21 protein-coding genes are annotated in these 17,000 nt (G+C 73.1%); 16 read left to right on the plus strand and 5 right to left on the minus strand.

Annotated features, from left to right (window positions below; genetic code table 11):
- Positions 1-23 precede the first annotated feature (23 nt).
- A complete protein-coding gene (locus ACQP04_RS07965; protein ID WP_433506415.1) occupies positions 24-2,105 on the minus strand; it encodes an ATP-dependent DNA helicase in 2,082 nt (693 codons plus the stop codon).
- Between the two features lie 144 nt (positions 2,106-2,249).
- On the opposite strand from ACQP04_RS07965, the gene ACQP04_RS07970 reads away from it, so the two are divergent.
- Entirely contained in the window at positions 2,250-3,134 is an 885-nt protein-coding gene (locus tag ACQP04_RS07970) for an acyl-CoA thioesterase (protein WP_433506416.1), read from the plus strand.
- Position 3,135: 1 nt separating this feature from the next.
- Here ACQP04_RS07970 and ACQP04_RS07975 read toward each other — a convergent pair whose 3' ends face one another.
- Positions 3,136-3,855, minus strand: a complete 720-nt coding sequence (locus tag ACQP04_RS07975) for a class I SAM-dependent methyltransferase (RefSeq protein WP_433506417.1) — start codon at positions 3,853-3,855, stop codon at positions 3,136-3,138.
- Between the two features lie 113 nt (positions 3,856-3,968).
- Here ACQP04_RS07975 and ACQP04_RS07980 point away from each other — a divergent pair, with 113 nt between their 5' ends.
- The gene (locus ACQP04_RS07980) at positions 3,969-4,856 is read left to right on the plus strand and encodes an AraC family transcriptional regulator (protein ID WP_433506418.1); all 888 of its coding nucleotides are present in this window, start codon (positions 3,969-3,971) and stop codon (positions 4,854-4,856) included.
- 4 nt (positions 4,857-4,860) lie between these two features.
- Here the strand turns inward: ACQP04_RS07980 and ACQP04_RS07985 are convergent, their stop codons facing one another.
- Positions 4,861-5,409 (minus strand): isochorismatase family protein, encoded by a 549-nt coding sequence (locus ACQP04_RS07985; protein WP_433506419.1) that lies wholly within the window; start codon positions 5,407-5,409, stop codon positions 4,861-4,863.
- Between the two features lie 39 nt (positions 5,410-5,448).
- On the minus strand, positions 5,449-6,747 hold the full coding sequence (locus ACQP04_RS07990; protein WP_433506420.1) for a nicotinate phosphoribosyltransferase: 1,299 nt from the start codon (positions 6,745-6,747) through the stop codon (positions 5,449-5,451).
- 55 nt (positions 6,748-6,802) lie between these two features.
- On the opposite strand from ACQP04_RS07990, the gene clpS reads away from it, so the two are divergent.
- The 14 genes from clpS to rdgB all read left to right on the plus strand — a co-directional run bounded on the left by clpS (position 6,803) and on the right by rdgB (position 16,487).
- Positions 6,803-7,099 (plus strand): ATP-dependent Clp protease adapter ClpS, encoded by a 297-nt coding sequence (clpS, locus tag ACQP04_RS07995; protein ID WP_037050048.1) that lies wholly within the window; start codon positions 6,803-6,805, stop codon positions 7,097-7,099.
- On the plus strand, positions 7,096-7,647 hold the full coding sequence (locus tag ACQP04_RS08000) for a DUF2017 domain-containing protein (RefSeq protein ID WP_433506421.1): 552 nt from the start codon (positions 7,096-7,098) through the stop codon (positions 7,645-7,647). The genes clpS and ACQP04_RS08000 overlap by 4 nt, the downstream gene beginning before the upstream one ends.
- A 481-nt stretch (positions 7,648-8,128) precedes the next feature.
- Entirely contained in the window at positions 8,129-8,629 is a 501-nt protein-coding gene (locus ACQP04_RS08005) for a DUF3558 domain-containing protein (protein ID WP_433506422.1), read from the plus strand.
- 8 nt (positions 8,630-8,637) lie between these two features.
- Positions 8,638-9,927, plus strand: a complete 1,290-nt coding sequence (locus ACQP04_RS08010) for a hypothetical protein (RefSeq protein WP_433506423.1) — start codon at positions 8,638-8,640, stop codon at positions 9,925-9,927.
- A 51-nt stretch (positions 9,928-9,978) separates the two neighbouring features.
- Positions 9,979-10,449, plus strand: a complete 471-nt coding sequence (locus ACQP04_RS08015; protein WP_037050057.1) for a Mov34/MPN/PAD-1 family protein — start codon at positions 9,979-9,981, stop codon at positions 10,447-10,449.
- A 54-nt stretch (positions 10,450-10,503) separates the two neighbouring features.
- Positions 10,504-10,782: a MoaD/ThiS family protein gene (locus ACQP04_RS08020; RefSeq protein ID WP_037050058.1), complete on the plus strand. Its 279-nt coding sequence runs from the start codon at positions 10,504-10,506 to the stop codon at positions 10,780-10,782.
- A gap of 62 nt (positions 10,783-10,844) precedes the next feature.
- Positions 10,845-11,795 (plus strand): PLP-dependent cysteine synthase family protein, encoded by a 951-nt coding sequence (locus ACQP04_RS08025; protein ID WP_037050060.1) that lies wholly within the window; start codon positions 10,845-10,847, stop codon positions 11,793-11,795.
- A gap of 274 nt (positions 11,796-12,069) precedes the next feature.
- On the plus strand, positions 12,070-12,705 hold the full coding sequence (locus ACQP04_RS08030; RefSeq protein WP_433506424.1) for a rhomboid family intramembrane serine protease: 636 nt from the start codon (positions 12,070-12,072) through the stop codon (positions 12,703-12,705).
- Between the two features lie 43 nt (positions 12,706-12,748).
- On the plus strand, positions 12,749-13,579 hold the full coding sequence (gene murI / locus ACQP04_RS08035) for a glutamate racemase (RefSeq protein WP_433506425.1): 831 nt from the start codon (positions 12,749-12,751) through the stop codon (positions 13,577-13,579).
- Between the two features lie 9 nt (positions 13,580-13,588).
- Positions 13,589-13,954: a hypothetical protein gene (locus ACQP04_RS08040; RefSeq protein WP_433506426.1), complete on the plus strand. Its 366-nt coding sequence runs from the start codon at positions 13,589-13,591 to the stop codon at positions 13,952-13,954.
- Entirely contained in the window at positions 13,947-14,372 is a 426-nt protein-coding gene (locus tag ACQP04_RS08045; RefSeq protein ID WP_433506427.1) for a hypothetical protein, read from the plus strand. The genes ACQP04_RS08040 and ACQP04_RS08045 overlap by 8 nt, the downstream gene beginning before the upstream one ends.
- A gap of 9 nt (positions 14,373-14,381) precedes the next feature.
- Positions 14,382-15,155 (plus strand): MBL fold metallo-hydrolase, encoded by a 774-nt coding sequence (locus ACQP04_RS08050; protein WP_433506428.1) that lies wholly within the window; start codon positions 14,382-14,384, stop codon positions 15,153-15,155.
- A 22-nt stretch (positions 15,156-15,177) separates the two neighbouring features.
- Positions 15,178-15,900: a ribonuclease PH gene (gene rph, locus ACQP04_RS08055; RefSeq protein WP_037050077.1), complete on the plus strand. Its 723-nt coding sequence runs from the start codon at positions 15,178-15,180 to the stop codon at positions 15,898-15,900.
- Positions 15,897-16,487: an RdgB/HAM1 family non-canonical purine NTP pyrophosphatase gene (rdgB, locus tag ACQP04_RS08060; RefSeq protein ID WP_433506429.1), complete on the plus strand. Its 591-nt coding sequence runs from the start codon at positions 15,897-15,899 to the stop codon at positions 16,485-16,487. Before rph ends, rdgB begins: the two co-directional genes overlap by 4 nt.
- Before the next feature lie 52 nt (positions 16,488-16,539).
- Here the strand turns inward: rdgB and pcaC are convergent, their stop codons facing one another.
- On the minus strand, positions 16,540-16,938 hold the full coding sequence (gene pcaC, locus ACQP04_RS08065; RefSeq protein WP_433506430.1) for a 4-carboxymuconolactone decarboxylase: 399 nt from the start codon (positions 16,936-16,938) through the stop codon (positions 16,540-16,542).
- Positions 16,939-17,000 lie beyond the last annotated feature (62 nt).

Raw genomic sequence — 17,000 nt, forward strand, 5'->3', positions numbered from 1 at the left:
TCGCACGCGGCTCGTCGGGACGGTCAGGCCTCCCGGAGGCGGGTGAGGGCGGCGCGGACCTTCCCGGCGTCGGTGGTCTGCCAGAAGGGCGGGAGCGACGCGCGGAGGAAGCCGCCGTAGCGGGCGGTCGCGATCCGCGGGTCCAGGATCGCGACCACCCCCCGGTCGTCGGTTCCCCGCAGCAGCCGGCCGGCGCCCTGGGCGAGCAGCAGCGCGGCGTGGGTGGCGGAGACCGTGAGGAAGCCGTTGCCGCCCCGGGAGTCCGCCGCCTTCTGCCGCGCGGCGACCAGCGGGTCGTCCGGACGCGGGAAGGGGATCCGGTCGATGATCACGCAGCTCAGCGAGGGGCCCGGGACGTCGACGCCCTGCCACAGCGACAGCGTGCCGAACAGGCAGGTCTCGGTGTCCTCGGCGAACCGCTTGACCAGCAGCATCGTGGAGTCGTCCCCCTGGCAGAGCAGCGGGACGGACAACCGCCCGCGCAACGCCTCGGTGGCCTGCTTCGCGGCCCGCATCGAGGAGAACAGCCCGAGCGTGCGCCCGCCCGCGGCCTCCACCAGCCCGGCGATCTCGTCGAGGTACTCCGGCGCCAGCCCGTCCCGCCCCGGGGGCGGCAGGTGCTTGGCCACGTAGAGGATCCCGCTGCGCCCGTGGGCGAACGGCGAGCCGACGTCGAGGCCCTTCCACCGCGGCGCGTCCGGGTCCCGGACGGGGTCCGCCGAGTCCCCGCCCGCCGACTCCACCCCGCCCCCGGGACGAGCCGAGACGATCTTCTCCGGCGGCAGCCCCCACTGCCGGGCCAGGGCGTCGAACGAGCCGCCCAGGGCCAGGGTCGCGCTGGTGAGCACGGTGGTGCGCTGCCCGAACAGCCGCTCCCGCAGCAACCCGCCGACGGACAGCGGCGCCACCCGCAGCACCTTGTGCCGGGCGCCGTCCGGGCCCTGCTCGGCCAGCCACACGACGTCGTACCGCTTGGCGGGGTCCGGCTCCTCGAAGGCCTTCAGCACCCGCACGACGGACTCGGACACCTCGTCGAGCAGCGCGAGCGCGAGCTTGCGCCCGGTGGCGCCCTCGGGGTCCTCGCGGCGCTCGCCGCCCAGTGCCTGCCGGCACATGCCGGCCGCGTCCCGGATCACCGTGAGCGCGCCGGTGGCGGCCTGTGGGATCGCCTCCCAGCGCCCGTTGGGCAGGTCCTCGAGCACCATGCCGAGGCCCTCGCCCGCCTCGGCCAGCCGGTCCGCCAGCGTCTGGTCGACGAGCTTGCCGCAGCGCCGCGCCGCCGCGGCGACCGTGCCGGCCGTGAGCTCACCGGTGGCGGCGCCGGTGACCCGGTCGACCAGCTCGTGGGCCTCGTCGACCACCACGACGTCGTGCTCCGGGAGGACCTGGGCCTCGCCCATCGCGTCGATCGCGAGGAGGGCGTGGTTGGTGACGACGACGTCCGCCCGGCCGGCCTCCGCCCGCGCCTTCTCGGCGAAGCAGTCCTCGCCGACGGGGCACCGCGAGACGCCGAGGCACTCCCGGGCGGTGACCGAGACCTGGCGCCAGGCGTTGTCCGGCACGCCGGGGACCAGCTCGTCCCGGTCCCCGGTCTCGGTGTCCGACGCCCAGTCGTGCAGCCGCTTGACGTTGCGCCCCATGGCCGAGATCGCGAACGCGTCGAACAGCTGCTCCTCGGCCGGGTCGGCCGTCTCCTCGTCGCCGTGGAGCTTGTTGAGGCACAGGTAGTTCCGCCGGCCCTTGAGGATCGCGAACGTGGGCTCGCGGCCGAGGGCGGGCTTGAGCGCCTTCGCGAGGCGGGGGAGGTCCCGGTCGACCAGCTGGCGCTGCAGCGCGATGGTGGCCGTGGAGATCACGACGGTGGTGTCGCGGGCCATCGCGTGCCGGATCGCGGGCACCAGGTAGGCCAGCGACTTGCCCGTGCCGGTGCCGGCCTGCACGGCGAGGTGCTCGCCGCTCGACAGCGCCTTGCGCACGGCCTGGGCCATCGCGTCCTGTCCCTCGCGGCGGGTGCCGCCGACGGCCGTGACGGCCACCTCGAGCAGCTCGGCCACACCCGGCAGGTCCTGGGACCGGACGGGCGGGGAGGCGGAGGCGAGGGGCACCGCCCGACGATAGCCGCCGGCACCGACAGGACCCGCCAACCGGCCCGGTCGGGCGCGGGGAACCGCGCCGAGGTCGGGATGGTCACACGTGACGTCGTTCCGTTACGGCAGCTCACGCCGGGGTAGGTGGGCATCATGAGGCGGGTGACGTCCACGCAGATCCGACCCGAGGCCGACCGGTACCCCATGGTGCTGGAGGTGACGCCGCGCTACAGCGACCTGGACCCGAGCCGCCGCGTCGGCCGGGAGGCGCTGGTCCGCTGGTTCGAGGACGCCCGGGTGACCACCGAGCACCGGGCCTTCCCCGAGCGCACGTTCGGGAACCGCCCGGCCGGGACGGGGCAGCTCCTCGCCTCGATCGACGTCGACGTGCTCGCCCCGCTGCGCATCGCCGACGACTACCGGGTCGGCATGGCCGTGAACCGGGTCGGCGGCTCGTCGTTCAGCTACGGCTACGGCGTCTTCACCGGCGCGGAGCTGGTCGCCACCGGCGAGTCCACCAGCGTGTGGGTGGAGGGCGGCCGGCCCGCGCCGCTGCCCGAGGAGATGCGCACCGCGCTCGCCGGCCTCGTGCTGCCCGAGGCCGCCCCGACCGGGCGCCGGGCATTCGACGCGTCGCGCCTCGTCCGTGAGAACTACCCGTTCCGCTACGACGTGCGGACCCGCTTCGGCGACATCGACACCAACCGGCACGTGAACAACGTGGCCCTCGCCGGCTGGTACCTCGACGGCCTCGCCGAGCTGCACACCGACGTCCTCGGCTACCCGCTCGGCGGGCCGCTCGACGGGCTGTCCCCGAGCTCGCTGCGCGTCGAGTACCGCGACCAGGTGCACTACCCGGGCATCTATCAGCTGCGGGTCGGCGTCCTGGAGCTCGACGACCACGAGGTCCGCTACGCCTGCGGGCTCTTCGACGGGCACCGCTGCGTCGGGCTGGCCGACGCCGCCGGCGCCGTCCGGGCCGTCGACGCGGAGGGCCGGGACGTCGACCTGCGCGCCGCGTTCGAGCCGTTCCGCATGCGCGGCTGAGCTACGCGGTCGCCCGGTAGAAGGTCAGCCCACCGAGCCGGGTGCGCCCCCGGCTCACCGCCGTCGCGTCGGTGAAGCCGGCCTGCGCGAGCAGGTCGAGCACCGACGGGCCGTGCCCGTGACCGTGGCCCTGAGCGTGACCGTGCCCCTGCCCGTGGCCGTGCCCGGCCCCGTGGTCGTGTCCTCCGCGCAGCCGGAGGAGGAGCCCGTGCAGCCCGTTCACCAGGGCGAACACGCCCCCTGACTCCCGCGGGTCGTGGTCGAGGTCCATCAGGTGCAGGCTCCCGCCCGGTGCGAGCACCCGGCGGACCTCGCGCAACGCACCCACCTTCGCGTCCTCGGGCAGGTGGTGGAGCATCAGCGAGGACAGGACCCGGTCGACGGTCCCGTCGCCGTACGGGAGCGACTGGGCGTAGGCCTCGTCGAGCTGCAGGGCCAGGCCCGCCCGCTCGGCCTTCCGCCGGGCGAGGGCGAGCGCCTCGCCGTCGGGATCGGTCCCGATGACCGTCGCGCCGGGCACCGCGCGCTTCGCCAGCAGCAGGACGTTCCCGGTGCCGCAGCCGATCTCCAGCACGGTCGCGCCGGGCTCGATCGCGGCCTGCGCCACGAGCTGCCAGTAGGAGTCGCCGACCCCGGCGAGCTTGCCGAAGCGGTCGTAGAAGGGCAGGAACGCGGGGTTGATCATCGCGGGCAGGTAGTCCCGCGTCTCGGTTGTCGGCACGGTGCACTCCCGGGTCGTACGAAGTTCGGTGGCTCCCTGCTAGCGTCCATGCCACATGAGCTGCGGACAAGGGACGAAGTGTGGCTGCAGGGGGACGTTCTTCGGCTGAGGTCGTGCGCCGGACCGCGCAGGACGTCCCGCTGCTCGACTACGTCCGCCGGCCCGGGCTCCCGGCGGTCACCGTGCAGCACTGGGTCGGGGACCACCCGTCCGAGGGGCCGCGGTTCAGCGGGGCCCACGCCCACGACTTCCTGCTGCTCCTCTACGTCGCGTGCGGCAGCCTCGTCGCGAGGGTGGACGGGCGCGCCCGGACGATCGCCACGGGCGACGTGTTCGTCATCGCGCCCGGCGCCGTCGTCACACCGGGGCGGCCGGACCCCGACGGCGACGTCTGGGCGGTCTCCTTCCCGCCCGACACCGTCGACCCGGGAGCCGCCGCCCCGCTCGTCTCCTGGCGCGGACACCCGTTGCTCGCCCCGTTCGTCGGCAACCACCGCGGGGGCGGGCAACGGCTGCGGGTCCCGGTCGAGGACCGCGCGGCCTGGCTCGCCCACCTCGCCGACCTCGACGCGGAGCTGCGCGGCCGCCGCGACGGGTACGCCGACGCCGCCCGCGCCCACCTCACCCTGCTGCTGGTCCGGCTCGGGCGGCTCGGCATCGACCTGCCGGACGAGCTCGACGTCGATCCCCTCGTCGCGGAGGTGCTCGAGATCGTCGAGACCCGGTACCACGAGGCCATCTCGCTGCGGGACGTCGCCGACGCGGTCGGGCTGACGCCGGGGCACCTGACCACGGTCGTCGGGCGGGCGACCGGGCGCACGGTGCAGCAGTGGATCACCGAGCGGCGCATGCGGGAGGCGCGCCGGCTGCTGGCCGACACCGACCTCACCGTCGCCGACATCGCCCGGCGGATCGGCTACCGGGACGCGGGCTACTTCGTCCGCCGCTTCCGCAGCGCCCACCGGGTCACCCCGACGGCCTGGCGCCGCGGGACGCCGTGAGCCGCTAGGCGATCACGACTCCCGCCTCCCGCATCTCCACCAGCGCCAGCCGGGTGGTCGTGGGCAGCACGCCCGCGCACAGCTCCAGCAGGACGCCGGTGTCGAGGCCGGCGCGACGGGCGTCGAGCGCGGTGGCCTTCACGCAGTGGTCGGTGGCGAGCCCGGCGATGTCGATGGAGTCGACGTCGTGCGCCCGCAGCCACTCCACCAGCGTGAGCCGGCCCGGCTCGCAGCCCTCGAACCCGGAGTAGGCCGCGGCGTGGTGGCCCTTGTCGAACACGGCCTCGATCCGGGCGACGTCGAGCGCGGGGTGGAAGCTCGAGCCCGGCGTGCCGGCGACGCAGTGCACCGGCCAGGTGTCGATGAAGTCCGGGGTGTCGCTGAAGTGGCCGCCCGGCGCGACGTGCATGTCCCGGGTGGCGACGACGTGGTCGTAGTCGGCCTGTCGGACGTACTCGGAGATCGCGGCCGCGGTGGCCGCCCCGCCGGTCACGCCCAGCGAGCCGCCCTCGCAGAAGTCGTTCTGGACGTCGACGACGATCAGCGCGCGCATGCTGTCGGTTCTCTTTCTCGGTGCTTCTCGGTGTTCTTCTCAGGACCCCGGGAAGACGGTCGGGATGGCGGGCTCGCCACGGGAGAGCTTGAGGCCCTCCCACGGCACGGAGACGAGGGCCGCCCGCAGCCGCTCGCGCCCCTCCTCGAGGTTCGGCAGGTCGGCGACCGGCTCGCCCTCGCGGACCATCGGGATCGGCAGGACGCGGTCGTGCGGGCCGTGCTCGGGCCGCACGGTGACGGGGTGCACGACCTCCTCGACCGCGGTGCCCGTGGGTTTGTACCGGCGCAGTGCGGACTTCCGCCCACCGCGGGACTCCTTGCTGCTGGAGCGCTTGGCGACCGGCCGGCCGTCGACCTCGACGAGCTTGTAGACCATCCCGGCGGTCGGGGCGCCGGACCCGGTCACCAGGCTCGTGCCGACGCCGTAGGAGTCCACGGGCTCGGCCCGCAGCGAGGCGATGGCGTACTCGTCCAGGTCGCCGGACAGGACGATCTTCGTCTCGGTGGCGCCCAGGGCGTCGAGCTGTTCACGCGCCTGCCGGGTGAGGACGCCCAGGTCGCCGGAGTCGATCCGGACCGCGCCGAGCTCGGGACCGGCGGCCTCGATCGCGCGCTCGATGCCCTGCCGGATGTCGTAGGTGTCGACCAGCAGGGTCGTGTTCACGCCCAGGGTCTCGACCTGGCTGCGGAAGGCCGCCGACTCGTCGTCGTGCAGGAGGACCCAGGCGTGCGCGGCGGTGCCGGCGGTCGGGACGCCGTACCGGCGCCCGGCCTCGAGGTTCGACGTGGCGCCGAACCCGGCGAGGTAGGCCGCGCGGGCGGAGGCGACCGCGGCCTCCTCGTGCGTGCGCCGCGACCCCATCTCGATCAACGGCCGGTTGCCCGCCGCCGTGACCATGCGGGCGGCGGCGGAGGCGATCGCGCTGTCGTGGTTGAGGATCGACAGGAGGAGCGTCTCGAGGACGACGGCGTCGGCGAAGGTCCCGGTGACGGTGAGGATGGGGGAGCCGGGGAAGTAGAGCTCGCCCTCGGGGTAGCCGTCGACGTCGCCGGCGAAGCGGTAGTCCGCCAGCCACTTCAGGGTGCGCTCGTCGAGCGCGCCCTGCAGCGACGCGAGCTCGGCGTCGCCGAAGCGGAAGTCGCGCAGCGCGTCGAGCACCCGGCCGGTCCCCGCGACGACGCCGTAGCGGCGGCCGTCCGGCAGGCGCCGGGCGAACAGCTCGAACACGCACTGCCGCTCGGCGGTGCCGTCGGCCAGGGCCGCGGCGACCATCGTCAGCTCGTACATGTCGGTGAGGAGCGCGGTGCTGGCGCTCGAACCCGAGGGGCCGCTCATGCGGAGAGCCTATGCGGCGTTCTGCGGCAGCGCGTGTGCGTGACACCATGGACACATGTCCGCGCCGCTGAGCTCGCCCACCACCCAGGTGGACCCTGCCCTGGACGAGGACGTCGCGGGAGCGACCCCGTGGCAGGCCGTCGTCTGGAACGACCCGGTCAACCTCATGTCGTACGTCACGTACGTGCTGCAGAAGATCTTCGGCTACCCCGAGCCGAAGGCCACGGCGTTGATGCTCGACGTGCACCACAAGGGCAAGGCGGCCGTCTCCGCCGGGGACAAGGACAAGATCGAGGGCGACGTCGCCAAGCTGCACGCGGCCGGCCTCTGGGCCACCATGCAGCGCACGTGAACGGCTGGAAGCGCGCGGGGCGCGGGGCGCGGACCCGGTTCGTCGCGACCCTCGAGCAGCAGGAGTCGACGGTCCTGCGCGGGCTGGTCACCGAGGTCACCCAGATGCTCGACGGGCGCACCGCCGACACCCCCCAGGACGAGCTCGCCGAGCTGACCGGCATGCGCACCGGACCCACCTCCCGGCCGGACGACCGGGTCCTCGCCCGCCTGCTGCCGGACTTCACCTCGGAGGACGCCGACCTCGCCGCCGGCCTGCGCTCCCTGCACGAACCCGAGCTCATCCAGGCGAAGAAGCACGCCGCGGAGTCCGTGCTCACCGCGCTGCCCGGCCGGGGCGGGCGGGTCGAGCTGACGGTCGAGCAGGCCGACGAGTGGTTGACGGCGCTCAACGACGTCCGGCTCGCGCTGGGGACGGCCCTGGACGTCTCGGAGGAGACGCCCGAGGAGTTCCCGGAGGACGACCCCCGCGCCCCGCACCTCGGCGTCTATCACTGGCTCACCTTCGTGCAGGACTCGCTGGTCCAGGCGCGGATGCACGTGCTGTAGGGCCTGCGCTCCCCGATCGTGTTCACGATCGCAACGGGTTCGTCGCGGACGGGCCTGTGTCGGGTGGTTCGCTGAGATCATCCCGGCATGACCGCTCCTCGGTGGGACGACCCGGGCCCCGTCGTCCCCCGCTCCCGCCAGTCCCTCAGCTACTCACCCGTGCTCCGGGTCGACCCGGAGAAGGTGGAGGGGTTGGTGGGGAGGTTGGAGGGGGTGATTCGGGAAGTGGCTGAGATTGAGAGGACCCTCGACGTCCTCTTCGTAGCGGCCCCAGCGAATGACCCAGTCAGCAGGAATGCATCCAAGCAGTCCACAGTTATGATCAACCATGCTCGAGCATACCTGGCGAGGTGGCGTCAGGACCTGATAATCGCTGGTGCCTCGGTCGCCGCACAAACTCAAGGCTACGTCGCATCGGAGGGGGCATTTGCGAGCCGCACCTAGTAGGTCCTCGGCGCTACTGCCACTTCTGCTGGCATCGTTGATCGTTCTTGTTTCGGGCTGTTCTGACGAGGTTGATGGTCTGTCGCAGACCAAAGACTCGGCGGTGGTGTCGGTGACAGCGAGCGTGCCTGCTCAGGAGGCCGTCGTGCGAGGGATCGATTCTTGCGACGTCCTCGACTCTGCAGCGGCCAGACGGCTCGGAGTTGCAAGTCAGCCAGTCGATCACGACTCAAACGAGTTCGCGACTAGATGTTCATGGATCGGTTTAGACAAGAACTTCGAAGCTAACCTGACAATGAATGAAGCGGTTGGCCTCGATCGTTCAGTCGATTTGGATGTTCATATCCCTGTAGAAATACAAGGTCATCCCGCGGTGCAGGTCGACGAAAATGGAGGCCCGACCTGCCGCTACTGGGTGGAAATCACTAGTAACCAAACCTTCAGTGCGGGAGCGAGCAGTCTTTCCGCCTCTGCGCCGCCGCTGTGCGAAAAGGCGCGAGCCTTGGCGTCAGAAGTCCTGGACGCACTGCGGAAGTAGGGAGAGCTGTGGCGGAGAGGACGTACGACGGGACGGCGGTGGCGTTCGAGGGGATGACGTTGCCGGAGATCCGGGACCCCGTGGCGACCGGGCCGGGGCCGGGGTCGATGCGGGCGGCGGAGCAGGCGCTGGCCGAGGTGTCGCGCAAGCTCGCGGACGTCAACGCCGAGCTCGAGGCGCTGGAGCGCGAGTACGCGGACGCGCACGAGGGCGAGGCGGCCGAGGTGACGCGGATGTACCTGCGGAAGCTGGGGGAGCCGGGACGGGTCGGCACCGTGATGTTCCAGCTCGCGGCGCGGGCACTGGGCGACCAGGCCGAGTACTACACCGTCGCGAACCGGGAGCTCGCCGCCCTGCGCGCCACCGACGCCTACCTCGGCAGGACCGGCAACCCGCACCAGGTCGACGAGCAGCAGCAGTCGGCGGCGCACGTCGCGAACCGCTACCAGGAGAACTCGAACGCGAACCTGACGACCGCGTTCCAGGCCTTCACCCCGCTCACACTCCCGACGCCCGACACCGCCGCCGTCGCACCACCCGCCGCGTCCGGATGGCCCGATGACGGAGGTGCCGCGGTCCCGGTCGCTCCCACGGCCGTGGCGACCGCTCCGACCGGGGCAGGCGGATTGCCAGCGCCGCCGGGAATGCCGGCGCCGGCCGCGAGCGGTCCTGCGGACGCCGCGACGCCGTCCGTGGCGCCGGCCGCGACCCCGCCGAGTCCCGCCGCCGCGTCCGGCCGCGCCGGAATGCCGAGCGCCGCGCCCGTGCACGGAACGCCGCCGGCAGGCCGCGCGCCGACGCCGGTCGCAGGGCTGAGCCGCCCCACCGGGGCTGCCACGCCACCGCTTCCGTCCGGTGACCGGCCGGTCGCGCGCCGGGCCCCGGTCGACCTGCCGCCCGGCGTCCTCAGCCCCTCGGTGCCACGAGCGTCCGTTCGGTACGGCAGCGCGAGCACGGCCGCGCCCTCCGCGAGGCCGCTCGAGGCCGGCCGCACCACGGCACCCCGCACGACCGCCCCGCGCCTCGGCGAGCCGACCCCGCGGCTCGCACCGGGCGAGCGGTTCCGCGGCGCCGACCCGCTCGCCGAGCAGGCACGCCCCGCCCCGGCGGCGCGGTCGACGTCGTCACACCTCCCGTACGTGCCGGCGGGAGTGGGCGGCGCCCGCCGCGGCGGGCCGCACCCGCGGCCGGACTGGCTGGTCGAGGACGATCCCGAGGGCGTGTGGCTGGTCGACGTCCCGACGTACGGACCGGGTGTGCTGCGCGGCGAGGACGGGAGTACCGGATCGGGCATGTGAGTCTCGTCGGGCGGATGTGCTCCGGACGGACGCGTTACGTACGCTGGCAACGTGCTGGTCATCCGGAAGGATCTCCTCGACGAGATCGTCGCCCATGCCCGCCGGGACCACCCGGACGAGGCCTGCGGCGTCGTCGCGGGTCCCGAGGGCTCCGACCGGCCCGAGCGGTTCATCCCGATGCTGAACGCGGCGCGCTCGCCCACGTTCTACGAATTCGACTCGGGCGACCTGCTCCGGCTGTACCGCGAGATGGACTCGCGCGACGAGGTGCCCGTGGTGATCTACCACTCGCACACCGCGACCGAGGCCTACCCGTCGCGCACCGACATCTCGTACGCCTCCGAGCCCGAGGCGCACTACGTCCTGGTCTCCACCCGCGACTCGGCGGAGACGAACCACACGGGCCACGAGTTCCGGTCGTTCCGGATCGTCGACGGTGTGGTGACCGAGGAAGAAGTCGAGGTCGTGGAGACTTATATGTTCGCGCACACCGGCGCGGACGACGTCCCCGACCTCGGCTGACCCGTCCTCGCCACACCCTCACCGAACGAACCCGAGCAGGAGCACCGAAGAACCATGGCCGTCACCGTCTCCATCCCGACCATCCTCCGCACCCACACCGGGGGCGAGAAGGCCGTCGAGGCCAAGGGGGGCACCGTCGCCGAGGTGATCGACGACCTCGAGTCGCGGCACGCCGGCCTGAAGGACCGCCTCATCTCGGACGGCAAGCTGCACCGCTTCGTCAACATCTACGTCGACGACGAGGACGTCCGCTTCGCCGGTGGCCTCGAGGCCCCGGTCAAGGAGACCTCGACCGTCACCATCCTGCCGGCCGTCGCCGGCGGCATGCGCTGAGCTGACGGCACCGGGCGGCGGGACCCGAACCCCGCCGCCCTCTGCCCGCTCTTGGAGGAGCGATGGCGCGCTACGACTCCCTGCTGCAGGCCGTGGGGGACACCCCCCTGGTCGGTCTGCCGTCGCTGTCGCCCGCGGAGAACGTCCGGCTCTGGGCGAAGCTCGAGGACCGCAACCCCACCGGCTCGATCAAGGACCGGCCCGCGCTGGCCATGATCGAGAAGGCGGAGGCGGACGGTCTGCTCACGCCCGGCTGCACCATCCTCGAGCCGACCTCGGGGAACACGGGCATCTCGCTGGCGATGGCCGCGAAGCTCAAGGGCTACCGGATCGTCTGCGTGATGCCGGAGAACACGTCGGAGGAGCGGCGGCAGCTGCTCACCATGTACGGCGCGGAGATCATCTCCTCGCCGGCCGCGGGCGGCTCCAACCAGGCCGTCGCGATGGCCAAGGAGCTCGCCGCCGAGCACCCGGACTGGATCATGCTCTACCAGTACGGGAACCCGGCGAACGCCGACGCGCACTACCGGACCACGGGTCCGGAGATCCTGCGGGACTGCCCGGAGATCACGCACTTCGTGGCGGGGCTGGGCACCACCGGCACCCTCGTCGGCACCGGCCGGTACCTGCGTGAGCAGAAGCCCGACGTGCAGATCATCGCGGCCGAGCCGCGCTACGGCGAGCTCGTCTACGGCCTGCGGAACCTCGACGAGGGCTTCGTCCCCGAGCTGTACGACCCCTCGGTCCTCACGGGCCGGTACTCGGTCGGCAGCTACGACGCCCTGCGCCGCACCCGCGAGCTGGTCGAGAAGGAGGGCATCTTCGCCGGCATCTCGACCGGCGGGATCCTGCACGCCGCGCTCGCGGTCGCCGAGAAGGCCGCCGGGTCCGGCGAGAGCGCCGACATCGTGATCGTGGTCTGCGACGGCGGCTGGAAGTACCTCTCCACCGGCGCCTACTCGGGCGAGCTCGACGACGCCGCGGAAGGCATCGAGGGCCACCTCTGGGCCTGAGCGGCCCTCACCCCACGTGGACGGGCGTCGCCGCGGTGACGTCCCGCCGGGGCGGTGATCGGGTTGTCGCGGACGTAGTTCGCCGCGGCCGTGGTGGCGATCGTGTTCAGCAGCGCGATGCCGAGCGAGGCGCCGACCTGCTGCGTCGCGTTCAGCACCGTACTGGCGGCGCCCGCGTCCTGGTTACCGACCCCGACGAGCGAAGGGGTCCGACGGTTCTGGTCCGATTCCCGTTCACGGCAGGGTGACGGTGTTCCCGCGTACTCTCGGCCACATGGCTGCGCCGCAGGTACCGAGCTCCCTCCCCGCCGCGCGGTCGTCGCGCGGTATCGCGCGCATCGTCCCGCCGCACCCGCTCGGGGCGGCCGTGGTCATGCTCCTGTTCACCGCGGTGCTCTACGCCGTGGAGTTCTACGACCAGATGTCGGGCCAGTACCTCGACAACGAGGGGATCATCTCCCGCAACGCCGACGGGGCGTGGGGCATCCTCTGGGCGCCGCTGCTGCACGGCGGCTGGCCGCACCTCTGGGCCAACACCCTGCCGTTCCTGGTCTTCGGCTGGCTCGCGATGGCGGGCGGGATCCGGCAGTGGTTCGGCGTCACGGCGCTGATCTGGCTCGGCAGCGGGGCGGCCGTGTGGCTCGTCGGGCCGAGCATGGCGTCGACGATCGGCATGTCCGGCGTCATCTTCGGCTGGCTGCTTTTCCTGCTGGCCAGGGGCTTCTTCGCGCGCTCGGGGCGGCAGATCGCGCTGGCCGTGGTCCTGCTGTTCTTCGAGGGTGGGATGCTGTTCGGCGTGCTCCCCGGCAACCCCGGGATCTCGTGGCAGGCGCACCTGTTCGGCGCGCTGTTCGGGATCCTGGCCGCGTGGATCGTCGCGCGGGCCGACCGCACGCCGGCGCCGGTCTGATGATCGGCGCCGTAAGCCCGTTCCCGATCACCGCAGGACACCCGTGACCGATCGCGACGCCCCCATCGGCATCTTCGACTCCGGCGTCGGCGGCCTCACCGTCGCCCGCGCCGTCATCGACCAGCTCCCCGCCGAGCGGATCGTCTACGTGGGCGACACCGCCCACGGCCCGTACGGCCCGCTGCGCATCGCCGACATCCGCCGGCACGCGCTCGCCATCGGGGACGGCCTGGTCGACCGCGGCATGAAGCTGCTGGTCATCGCGTGCAACACCGCCTCCGCGGCCTGCCTGGCCGACGCCCGCGAGCGCTACCCCGTGCCCGTCGTCGAGGTCGTCCTGCCGGCCGTCCGGCGCGCGGTCGCGGCGACCCGCAACGGCCGGATCGGCGTCATCGGCACGAAGGCCACCATCGCGTCGGGTGCCTACACGGACGCCTTCGCCGCGGCCCGGGACGTCGAGGTCACCGCCGTCGCCTGCCCGCGGTTCGTCGACTTCGTGGAGCGGGGGATGACGAGCGGGCGGCAGGTCCTCGGGCTCGCGCAGAGCTACCTGGAGCCGCTGCAGCAGGCCCGCGTCGACACCGTGGTGCTCGGGTGCACGCACTATCCGCTGCTCACCGGTGTGCTGCAGATCGTGCTGGGGCCGGAGGTCACGCTGGTGTCGAGCGCCGACGAGACGGCCAAGGACGTCGTGCGCACCCTGATGGCGTCGGACCTCGCGCGGGACCCGGAGACGGACCCGCCGCCCGGCCCGCACGAGTTCCTCGCGACCGGCGACCCGGAGCCCTTCCGGCGGCTCGGCCGGCGCTTCCTCGGCCCGGAGATCGGCCAGGTCCAGCAGGTGCCGGCGGAGGCCGCGGAGGCGCTCCGGTAGCGTCGGAGCGTGATCGGCGTCCTGGAGATCGTGGCCTACGTGGTCGCGGCGGCCGTCGCCCTGTACGGCGTGGTCACCACGGTCCGCAACCGCCCGCCGGACCGCACGCACCGGATCGCGGTCGGGGTGTTCGAGGCGGTCCTGGTCGTCCAGGCGGTCGTCGCGGCGGTGCGCGTGTTCACCGGCGTCCAGCTGCCCGAGCAGTCGACCTTCCTCATCTACCTGCTGGTCAGCGTGTGCGTCATGCCCATCGCCCTGCAGTTCGCCACGGCCGAGCCGACCCGCTGGGGCGGCACGGTGATCGCCGTCGGCGCGATCGGGACCGGGGTGGCCGTCTGGCGGCTGCACGACCTCTGGGTCGCCGGGAATGGCTGAGCCGACGAGGGAGCCGGGCCGGGAGCCGCGCGCGACGTCGAGCGGGCCCGGCCGGGTCCTCATCGCCGTCTACGCGATCTTCGCCCTGTCCGCGACGGCGCGGGCCGGCGTGCAGATCGCCGCGAAGTTCTCCGAGGCGCCGGTGGCCTACCTGCTCTCGGGTCTCGCCGGCGTCGTCTACATCCTCGCCACGATCGGGCTGGCCGGGCGGGGCCCGGGGTACCGGCGGCTCGCCTGGGGCGCGGTCCTGTTCGAGCTGGTCGGGGTGCTGGTGGTCGGCACGCTGACCGTGTTCGACACCGGCGACTTCCCCGACGACACGGTCTGGTCGGTCTACGGGCGCGGCTACGGCTTCATCCCGCTGGTGCTGCCGTTCGTCGGGCTGTGGTGGCTGCGACGCACCTCGGCCAAGGGTTAGCCTCCTCACATGAAGGTCGTCGTGCTCGGCTGCTCCGGCAGCGGACCGGGGCCGGGCTCGCCGGCGTCCGGCTACCTCGTGGAGGCGGGGGGCACCCGGCTGGCCCTCGACCTCGGCAACGGCACGTTCGGCGCGCTGCAGCGCGCCCTCGACCCCTGGGCGCTCGACGCCGTGGCCTTCAGCCACCTGCACCCGGACCACTGCGCGGACTTCTCGGCACTCGCCGTGTGGCGGCGCTACCACCCGGCCCCGCCCTTCGACCCCACGCGCAACCGGCTGCCGGTGTTCGCGCCGGTCGAGGCGCCGGAGCGGCTCGGGGCGGCCTACGCCCCGTCGGCGGCCGAACGGGCCGGGACCGACCTCGAGGACGTCTTCGCGTTCGGAGCCCTCGGCGACGGCTGCGAGGCCACCGTGGGCGGTGCCGTGCTGCGGGCGGCGGCGGTCGACCATCTCTGCGAGGCCTATGCCCTGCGCGTGCAGCACGGAGGACGCAGCCTCGTCTACAGCGGCGACACCGGGCCGTGCCGGGGGCTCGTCGACCTGGCGCGGAGTGCGGACGTCCTGCTCTGCGAGGCGTCCTGGCGGCACACGGACGACATGCCCACGGGTGTCCACCTGTCCGGCCGGCAGGCGGGGGAGCACGCCGCGGCTGCGGGCGTCGGACGGCTGCTGCTCACGCACGTGCCGATCTGGACGGACCCGGACGCCGTGCTGGCGGAGGCCAAGGCGTCGTTCGACGGGCCGGTGGAGCTGGTCCGTCCGGACGGCGAGTACGAGGTCTGAGCCCCCTTCCTAGGATGTCGGGGTGACGCGAGCAGACGGCAGGAGCGACGACGAGCTGCGCCCGGTGCGCATCACCCGCGGTTTCCAGAAGCACCCGGCGGGCTCCGTGCTCGTCGAGTTCGGGGACACCAAGGTGCTGTGCGCGGCCAGCGTGACCGAGGGTGTGCCGCGCTGGCGCAAGGGATCGGGGCTGGGCTGGCTCACCGCGGAGTACGCGATGCTCCCGTCGGCCACGAACACCCGCTCGGACCGCGAGTCCGTCAAGGGCCGGATCGGCGGCCGCACCCACGAGATCAGTCGCCTGATCGGGCGGTCGTTGCGCGCCTGCATCGACCTCAAGGCGCTGGGCGAGAACACCATCGCGCTCGACTGCGACGTCCTGCAGGCCGACGGCGGCACCCGCACCGCGGCCATCACCGGCGCGTACGTGGCCCTGGTCGACGCCGTGACCTGGCTGGGCGAGCGCAACAAGCTGGCCGACCCGAAGCCGATCTCGTGCCAGGTGGCGGCGGTGAGCGTCGGCGTCGTCGACGGGCGCGTGCGGCTGGACCTGCCCTACGAGGAGGACTCGCGCGCGGAGGTCGACACCAACGTCGTCGCGACGGACACCGGCACGCTGATCGAGGTCCAGGGCACGGGCGAGGGCGCGACCTTCACCCGCAGCACGCTGGACGCCATGCTCGATTCCGCGCTCGCGGGCATCGCCCAGCTCACCCGCATCCAGACCGAGGCGCTCGAGTCGTGAAGATCCTTCTCGCCACGCGCAACGCCGGGAAGCTCGTCGAACTGCGCCGGCTGGCCGAGGGCTCGGGCGTCGAGGTGCTCGGCCTCGCCGACGTCCCGGAGTTCCCGGAGGCCCCCGAGACGGGCGCGACCTTCGCCGAGAACGCCCTGGCCAAGGCACGCGACGCCGCGGCCGCGACCGGGCTGCCGTCCGTCGCCGACGACTCCGGGCTCGCCGTCGACGCGCTCAACGGCATGCCGGGCGTGCTCTCGGCGCGCTGGGTGGGCCGGCACGGCGACGACCTCGCCAACCTGAACCTGCTCCTCGGCCAGCTGGCCGACGTCCCCGACGAGCGCCGCGGCGCCGCCTTCGTCTGCGCGGCGGCGCTCGTGGTCCCTGACGGGCCCGAGGAGGTCGTGCACGGGGAGTGGCGCGGGCGGCTCGTCCGGGCGCCGCGCGGGAGCAACGGCTTCGGCTACGACCCGATCTTCGTGCCGGAGGGGGAGGAGCGGACCGCCGCCGAGCTCAGCCCGGACGAGAAGGACGCGGCCAGCCACCGAGGCCGGGCCTTCCGGGCCCTCCTCCCGCACCTCGAAGCCCTGTCCTGACCGCGACGAACGACACTCTCGCTCACGTCTGGTGAGCGAGAGTGCCGTTCGTTCAGTCGGTGGGGGCGTCCTCGGCGAGGACCTTCTTCGCCCGGGCGAAGGCGCTGTTGGCGGCGGGGACGCCGCAGTAGACGGCACTCTGCAGCAGCACCTCGACGATCTCCTCGCGGGTCAGGCCGTTGCGGCGGGCGGCGCGCAGGTGCAGCTCCAGCTCGTCGAGGTGCCCGTGCGCGACGAGCGCGGTCAGCGTGATCGCGCTGCGCATCCTCCGGTCCAGGCCGGGCCGGGTCCAGATCCCGCCCCAGGCGTAGCGGGTGATCATCTCCTGGAACTCGCCGGTGACGTCGTCGGCCCGCTCCAGCGAGGTGTCGACGTGCGTGGCGCCCAGGACCTCGCGGCGGACGGCGAGGCCCGCGGGATCGAGGTCCAGCTCGCGCTTCTCGGTGCTCACTCCCCGGACGGTAGCCCGGCGGGGGTGTGCGGGCCGGGCGGGTTCCGGTGATCGGAAGCGGT

The organism is Pseudonocardia halophobica (genome assembly GCF_050948485.1).
Taxonomy (GTDB): domain Bacteria; phylum Actinomycetota; class Actinomycetes; order Mycobacteriales; family Pseudonocardiaceae; genus Pseudonocardia; species Pseudonocardia halophobica.

Excerpts from the sequence above, each read along its gene's own strand:
- ACQP04_RS08025 (WP_037050060.1), top strand. The coding sequence starts at position 10,845 with ATGGCGCGCTACGACTCCCTGCTGCAGGCCGTGGGGGACACCCCCCTG.
- ACQP04_RS08045 (WP_433506427.1), top strand. The coding sequence starts at position 13,947 with ATGGCTGAGCCGACGAGGGAGCCGGGCCGGGAGCCGCGCGCGACGTCG.
- ACQP04_RS08020 (WP_037050058.1), top strand. The coding sequence starts at position 10,504 with ATGGCCGTCACCGTCTCCATCCCGACCATCCTCCGCACCCACACCGGG.
- ACQP04_RS07990 (WP_433506420.1), bottom strand. The coding sequence starts at position 6,747 with ATGAGCGGCCCCTCGGGTTCGAGCGCCAGCACCGCGCTCCTCACCGAC.
- ACQP04_RS08050 (WP_433506428.1), top strand. The coding sequence starts at position 14,382 with ATGAAGGTCGTCGTGCTCGGCTGCTCCGGCAGCGGACCGGGGCCGGGC.
- clpS (WP_037050048.1), top strand. The coding sequence starts at position 6,803 with ATGTCCGCGCCGCTGAGCTCGCCCACCACCCAGGTGGACCCTGCCCTG.
- ACQP04_RS07985 (WP_433506419.1), bottom strand. The coding sequence starts at position 5,409 with ATGCGCGCGCTGATCGTCGTCGACGTCCAGAACGACTTCTGCGAGGGC.
- ACQP04_RS08030 (WP_433506424.1), top strand. The coding sequence starts at position 12,070 with ATGGCTGCGCCGCAGGTACCGAGCTCCCTCCCCGCCGCGCGGTCGTCG.